We start from the raw sequence: 3,010 nt of genomic DNA, 5'->3' as shown, positions 1-3,010 counted from the left end.
TTTGAATCATGCTCGTTGCTCCATTCGTTTTTCCTAAATCATACCACATTTTCTTTAGTTTTCAGACACGTCCTAAACATAAAGTTGTAATTCTCAGTGAGTTTATTAGGTATATTTTGTATTTCCTTTAATGCACTTTTTTCTAAATGCAATACTTGATCTGTTTTTTGGTTACAGGAAATACACAAAACACACATAAGAACAATCAACATGGCTAGTCTAGTTTTTACATTAGTAATCATTATTCTCTCCCTTGTTTATTGAATGTTTTCTTAAACACTTATAAGTCGATCGTAGTATGTAAAATAATGCCCATCCAGTGTTAAAAAATAAAACGTCAGATTTCAACCGCAATTTGCGTTGAGTTGACGCACTATCGACATTCAATAAATATATCAGAGAGAGGAATTTCTCTCTGATATATTTTTCCTAGCTATTAGTTATGTTATAGTTGGTCATCCATGGTGTATACAAGAAAAACTTCACCTGCATATGCAACAGAGTGCTGAGAAACGCCACGATATGTTTGAGCTAATCCATCAAAGGCATCTGCGTTAGATTTAGCAGTTTGCCCAATTCTAAAATCTTTCTTTCCAGCATCCTTTTCTACCCATTTCCCCCCTTCGTATTTGAAAATTGATGTAAGTGCTGTCACTGAATACAGTACACTGTCTGGATCTGTAGTTCCCTCCGAGTAATAGTTGTAAATTAAATTGTCAACCTTTACAGATCCATAGTTAGTTGCTGCAGTGGCCATTGTATCGAAGCTTAGCGTAGAAACTGCCCCATCATTCTCAGAAGGTGCTCGTCCAAACTCAACTTGACTAGGAAGTTCATCAACATTGATTGTTTCAACAGCTTCAGCAATACTGATGTCGACAATGTCCTTGTTTGATTCCGTCGCAAACGAAACCGGGACTCCTAGGGATGCTACTAATGCGAGGCAGGGGATAAATCCAAGAATTTGCTTTTTCATTTGTTTCTCTCCCTTTTCTTGTAATAACTTACATATGTAAAATATATCAACCTAAATTGGATGTAAACGGAAAATTTCGGTTTAAATTGGAAATAAGTATATAGACCCACATATTTATGGATTAACTAAAACTTCTAAATCGATAGTTCAATTATTATTTTCCTATTTCCATAAATGGTATATTATGCCATGATTCGACCTCCGATACTAAATTATTCTTGGCGCACAGGCAACTGATAATTCTACTGATCACACTTTTAACCTATAACAATCTGAGAAATATTTTAACCGTGTAGATAACTCTCGATAATAAAAACCAGCCCCAAAACACTGAAAGTGTTAGGACTGGTCTATGATTATTTTGACAATATTGAGCGAGTAGAAATAGTTTATAGGTTGTGTCTTAAGCAAGATTATTCTTGTTTATTAATTTGGGTTTCTAATTCTAATAACTTTTCTTTTATATGCCTGTCATAGCTGTTTAAAACATTTATGAAAGCACTTAAACTAGCATTTATTGCAGCAACGGCTATTATCATATCGTTATCCGCGATTGGAAATTCAGGGTTTTTTTCATTTTTTGCTCTTTTAATAAGTTCCGGTAATGATGAAATGACTTTCTGATGCTGAACAGATAATTCCTTTTCGAATGCAAAAGTTTTCATTTGTTAATACCTCCTAACGATTCTTCTATTTTTCTGTATACGTTCCCTTATGGTGAGAGTTTCATTTGTAAGTACGTTATTCACTTCCTCCCCCCTGACCATCTTCGGTGAGACATCGTTTTACCAGCCGCCAGATCTGCGTTCTTTCTATACCAGTTAAAGCCTCAATCTGTTGCATATCTTTTCATTACTCATTCATGTATAGTTCGACGGCTGTCTTCCTCTTTAGAAGCAGTTCTTTTGCTTCACCTTGTAATGCATCTGGGTTTACGGTGGGCCAATTACACAGATTTTTGTTGGAAGAAGCGATGAGGTCACTTTCAGTGATTTTCCTTCTGGACATACGGCCACACTTCCGTATCCAAATCAAAAGGAGTAGAACTTAGATCAGCGTGTATTTGGTTTTCATAAATCAACCGAAACAAGGTCTCATTGATTCTTGATTTTCCTAAATGCTGAAGACAACGATAGATATCCTGAACTGAGATACGGTTCGCTCCAATAATACTAAACAAGTAGAGATCATCGATTTCTGTCAGGTTTCTCTTTGGTTGTAGATAGGAAACCATTTGTTTCATATTGGAGAGAAACACAGCATTACCACGGACAGTACGATCTGTTATCACTTTGTGATGATATCCATTCAATTCGCACCACAATTTTTGTGCCTCGATCTGACGTTTCGTTCGAAGGTACTTGGAGCTTGTCCCATAGAGTTACTTCTCATACTTAACCTCAAAAAATGACTCGTTTGTAAATTGCATAGTAAAAGTGCTTAATTTTGCAGCAATTACTTATGCATGTTAAAGTAACTGGGTTTGACATGGAGAGGTGGGTATGATAGGCTTGTCAGCCGTTACGAATCCTTTGGTAGCGCCCTTCGTAACAAATCATACCCATAGAGGCTCCATGTCAAACCCATGCATAAAAGCTACTTATTGCTGCATATTGATAAAAATTATCGCAGCAAAATTCGGCACTTTTCGATTGCCGAACACACTCGTTGCCATTCTTGTAGCGAACCCACATATCCGGAACAGATTTGACATGTGAACCATCTACCAGTACAGAAGTTTCTAGTGGTTGCTCACAAAAGTCCACAATATCGGAGTTTGTTTCTACAAGAATCCAGTGGTCGTGTTCAAGATCACTAAAAAGCCGGACGTTTCGTCCTATTTTCGGGCCGAATTGCTCCCAATAATTACTTCCATACTTCATGCTCCTCTTCATTAGAACAGGAGTATACAATACGATCACTTTTTTCTTACCAAATTGTTCCTATCGTCATTTAATTGAGCCTTTTGCAAAATTAGGTTTTCGTTTAAAAAATGAAGTTTAATGGTACGTAAAGTGGGAAATGCCACTTTTA

At 36.6% G+C, this 3,010-nt stretch carries 2 protein-coding genes; both read right to left on the bottom strand.

Annotated features, from left to right (window positions below; translation table 11 throughout):
• Nucleotides 1-445: 445 nt before the first annotated feature.
• Nucleotides 446-976 carry a hypothetical protein gene (locus AC3WQH_RS25320; RefSeq protein WP_007787505.1) on the bottom strand — a complete coding sequence of 177 codons (531 nt, stop codon included), beginning with the start codon at nt 974-976 and terminating at the stop codon, nt 446-448.
• A gap of 413 nt (nt 977-1,389) precedes the next feature.
• Nucleotides 1,390-1,641, bottom strand: a complete 252-nt coding sequence (locus AC3WQH_RS25315) for a hypothetical protein (protein WP_007787503.1) — start codon at nt 1,639-1,641, stop codon at nt 1,390-1,392.
• Nucleotides 1,642-3,010: the final 1,369 nt, after the last annotated feature.

This window comes from Brevibacillus sp. FW301-21C12A (genome assembly GCF_058788915.1).
Note: the sequence above shows the minus strand (reverse complement) of the source record. Positions and strands in the feature narration are given on the sequence as shown.